This is a genomic window from Bradyrhizobium sp. CCBAU 65884 (assembly GCF_028128835.1).
GTDB classification, from domain to species: Bacteria; Pseudomonadota; Alphaproteobacteria; order Rhizobiales; family Xanthobacteraceae; genus Bradyrhizobium; species Bradyrhizobium ottawaense.
The window spans coordinates 1-3,396 of the sequence record NZ_LBJU01000050.1 but is presented as its reverse complement, the minus strand read 5'-3'; the positions used below and the strand labels follow the sequence as shown (position 1 = coordinate 3,396).

1 protein-coding gene and 2 pseudogenes are annotated in these 3,396 nt (G+C 58.0%); 2 read left to right on the top strand and 1 reads right to left on the bottom strand.

The annotated features are described in order from the left end of the window. Both XI03_RS01775 and XI03_RS01770 read left to right on the top strand, forming a co-directional pair. A pseudogene (locus tag XI03_RS01775) lies at nt 1–563 on the top strand (site-specific integrase); the annotation flags it as partial. A 962-nt stretch (nt 564–1,525) separates the two neighbouring features. Further along, nucleotides 1,526–2,071: a hypothetical protein gene (locus tag XI03_RS01770; RefSeq protein ID WP_271591126.1), complete on the top strand. Its 546-nt coding sequence runs from the start codon at nt 1,526–1,528 to the stop codon at nt 2,069–2,071. A gap of 71 nt (nt 2,072–2,142) precedes the next feature. Here the strand turns inward: XI03_RS01770 and XI03_RS01765 are convergent. Further along, nucleotides 2,143–3,253, bottom strand: a pseudogene (locus XI03_RS01765) (IS630 family transposase). Nucleotides 3,254–3,396 lie beyond the last annotated feature (143 nt).

The following is a 3,396-nucleotide window of genomic DNA, read 5'->3' as shown; positions in this document are numbered from 1 at the left end:
GGTCCAGGGCACGCGCTGGCTCCAACTCTATCGCTGGCTGGAATGCCCCGATACGCCGGTTCATCCCTCCTATCCTCGCGCCGTGCAGCTGATCATGCTGACTGGTCAACGCGTCGAGGAAATCGCGCGCCTGCATGTCGATCAATGGGATGCGCCGGAGAAGATCATCGATTGGTCCAAGACCGAAAACCTTCAGCCGCACGCTGTTCCTGCGCCATCGATCGCCGTCGAATTGATTGAGTCGATCAAGCCAAATAAGTACGGCTGGTTCTTTCCCTCAGCAAAGGACCCATCCAAGCCCGTGAGCCACGGTACGCTCTATAGCTTTGTTTGGCGTCAGCGGGACCGCGGCGTGATCCCCTACGCAACAAATCGGGACCTCCGGCGAACCTTCAAGACCCTGGCCGGCAAGGCCGGGCCTGTCCAAAGAAATTCGAGATCGCCTGCAAAATCATGCGCTCCAGGACGTCAGTTCCAAGAACTATGATCGCTGGCATTACATGCCCGAGAAGCGCGCGGGAATGGCAAAGTGGGACAAGTTCGTGCGCGCCATGCTGGCGTAGAAGCGCTTGAAGGTGGCCGCATGAGCAAGCGACCTTCCGAATCCCTCTCGGCCCGAAAAGGGGCCAAGCCAACGACCGAAATTGACACCGAAAGCTATTCGGCGTTCGTCAGCGACCTTAAACGGAAGATCGCGGAGGCGCGGCATCGGGCCGCTCTAACCGTGAGCTGATCCTGCTCTATTGGAACATCGGACGCGCTATCCTCGCGCGCCAGGACCGGGAGGGATGGGGCCATTCATCGATATCGCAACGGGAGCGAAGCTCTGACTCAAAGATGTGGGTAATCGTAAGCCGGTGAAGTCGTCACCGGACGCGTACGCTCATAGTGGTCTCGTTGCTGGTTCAAGTCCAGCCGGGCTCACCACTAACTTGGTAAAATGTGCGGACACCGAAAGAGTGGCTTGATTCCTCTAAACGCGCCAAGAAACGGACTCGTCGTGTTCCAAGTAAACCCTACAAGCACGCCACTCGAATCGGTTGGCTCCTCCGTGGGTCCTCTAGAAGCGCGCGTATGCGCGATGCGATCTTCCGTGTCTCCTCAGGCCCGAGTTCGAGCTTCACGCAATCGAGGATGCTGAGCAGCGCCTGGGCCTCCTCAGCATTAAACGTCGCGACTTGTCGATCTGCCAGGCTCAAAGACTGATCGGCCGCCCGGGCCTGATTGGCTGCAAGCACCGCAAGCGCCTGCGAGCGTAGAGAGGTGGTGTGTCGCTCCAACGTGTGCATTCCGTTTGGACCTGCAAGGTGGCGTCGCAAGCGATGGTGGCCAGCCCGTCCTCGAAGACTGAGGCTGGCCACCTTTGCTCCCGAGAGGCTGAAATTCTCAAGATGCTACCAATTTGTATTCTGAGAACAGTTGGAGAGCACCTACCAGCACGAGGGGGTTGCCGCGTCCCCGCGTGCCTGTATAAAATGCTCGGCCTGTAACTGTTCGAGCTGGCTCCGCTCATAGGAGTAACGCCTTGCCCAGGACCGAAGTGGCAATCCAAGCATTCACGGACTACGTCCGTAGGCCAAGCCATACACCGGCAGAAGACACGTACGGCCCACAGCGAACTGAAGAACAGCTGGCCGATTGGCGATCCCGGGTTGAAGTTATCTGCTCAAAAATGGACGCGGTGGCGGATTGCCCGCTTTCGACCTTATCCGAATTCGAGGCGCTCAGACGAGATGGGGCAGATTTTCCCGCTACGCCACCCGCTTTACTTCACCGTGTAGCGGACGCATTTTCCACCGTGGTTCGGCGGATGCCCGACCCTCAATCAGGACGGAGCCGGATGATGCCTAGCACATTCTCGCTGCACAAGATCGACGAAGCTATACGCGACCTCGAAGAAAAAGTTGCTCACGGTGCAGAAATCAGCCGCGAGGAGCTCGCGAGCAGCATTCTGCGGATTACGAAGCGTCTTCGAGATGAACTCGAAGCGGCGGTCACGGTAGTCGATAGCCTCAGGGATCACACCGGACTCACGGTGGCAGCCGCGCGACCTAAACAGCGGGAACGTTAGCGGCCACTTGACTCGACGCTTTGAGGTGGACCAATAAAGTGCTGTCCCTGCCACTCGCTAGTCACGTGAATCTAAAGTTCGCCACATAAAGTCTGCTGGGCTTTTTGGCAGAAGCGTTTGACGGAAGCCAAGATCTGGTCTGCGGACTTGGTCCACTTGAAGGGCTTCGGGTTATCGTTGTGCCAGTTCGATGAAGGTACGGATGTCGGCCTCGAGCTGCCTGACGGAGGTGTGAACACCTCGCTGGATCTGCTTTCTGGTGAGTTCAGCGAACCAGCGCTCGATCTGATTGATCCATGACGCAGAAGTCGGCGTGATGTGGACATGATAGTGCGGCCGGCGAGCGAGCCCCGCTTTGATCCTGGGTGTCTTGTGGGTGGCGTAGTTGTCCATGACGATATGGACAGCGAGCCCCTCAGGGATTTGAGCGTCGATCTCTTTGAGGAACTTCAAGAACTCGACCGCCCGATGGCGCTTGTAGCATTTGCCAATGACGAAGCCGGAAGCGACATCGAGCGCGGCAAACAGCGTGGTCGTACCGTGCCGCACATAGCTGTGCGTGCGACGTTCCGGCACCCCAGGCATCATCGGCAAGACTGGCTGCTCGCGATCGAGCGCCTGGATCTGGCTTTTCTCATCGACACTGAGGACAACGGCTCGGTTCGGTGGGGACAGGTAAAGCCCAACAATATCGCGCACCTTATCGACGAATAGCGGATCGCTCGACAGTTTAAATGTCTGGCTGCGGTGCGGCTGCAAGCCGAACGCTGTCCACATCCGACAGATCGTGGTGTGAGAAAAGCCAGTTTCCGCAGCCATCGAGCGGATCGACCAGTGCGTCGCGTCGGACGGCGTCGTACGCAATGTCCGCTCGATTACCTCAGCAACCTGATCGTCGTCGATTGTTCGAGGACGGCCAGGGCGGGCTTCGTCAAGCAGGCCATCACAGCGATCCTTCAAGAATCGGCGGCGCCACTTGCCAACGGTGTGTTCATGCATGCCAAGCTCGGCAGCCACAGACTTGCTTGGCAGACCATCTGCACATCGCAGGATCGCACGGCACCGCTCAGATAGCGATCGGGCTACACGATGACGACGAACTTGCCTCTCCAAGTACGCCCGCTCCTGCGGACTCAGCAACAACGGCGCAATCGGTCGACCTTTTCCACGTGCATTCGCCACGAGCGCTCTCCTCTCTAAAGATTCGAGCGATCAACTAATGTCACGAACTTGCGTTCCAGATGACTAGCTAGGGTTCAGACTCAATTGATCCAATATGCGACGATGGCGGCGAGGTGGACGGCAGCCAAGAAATTTCTGGCAAG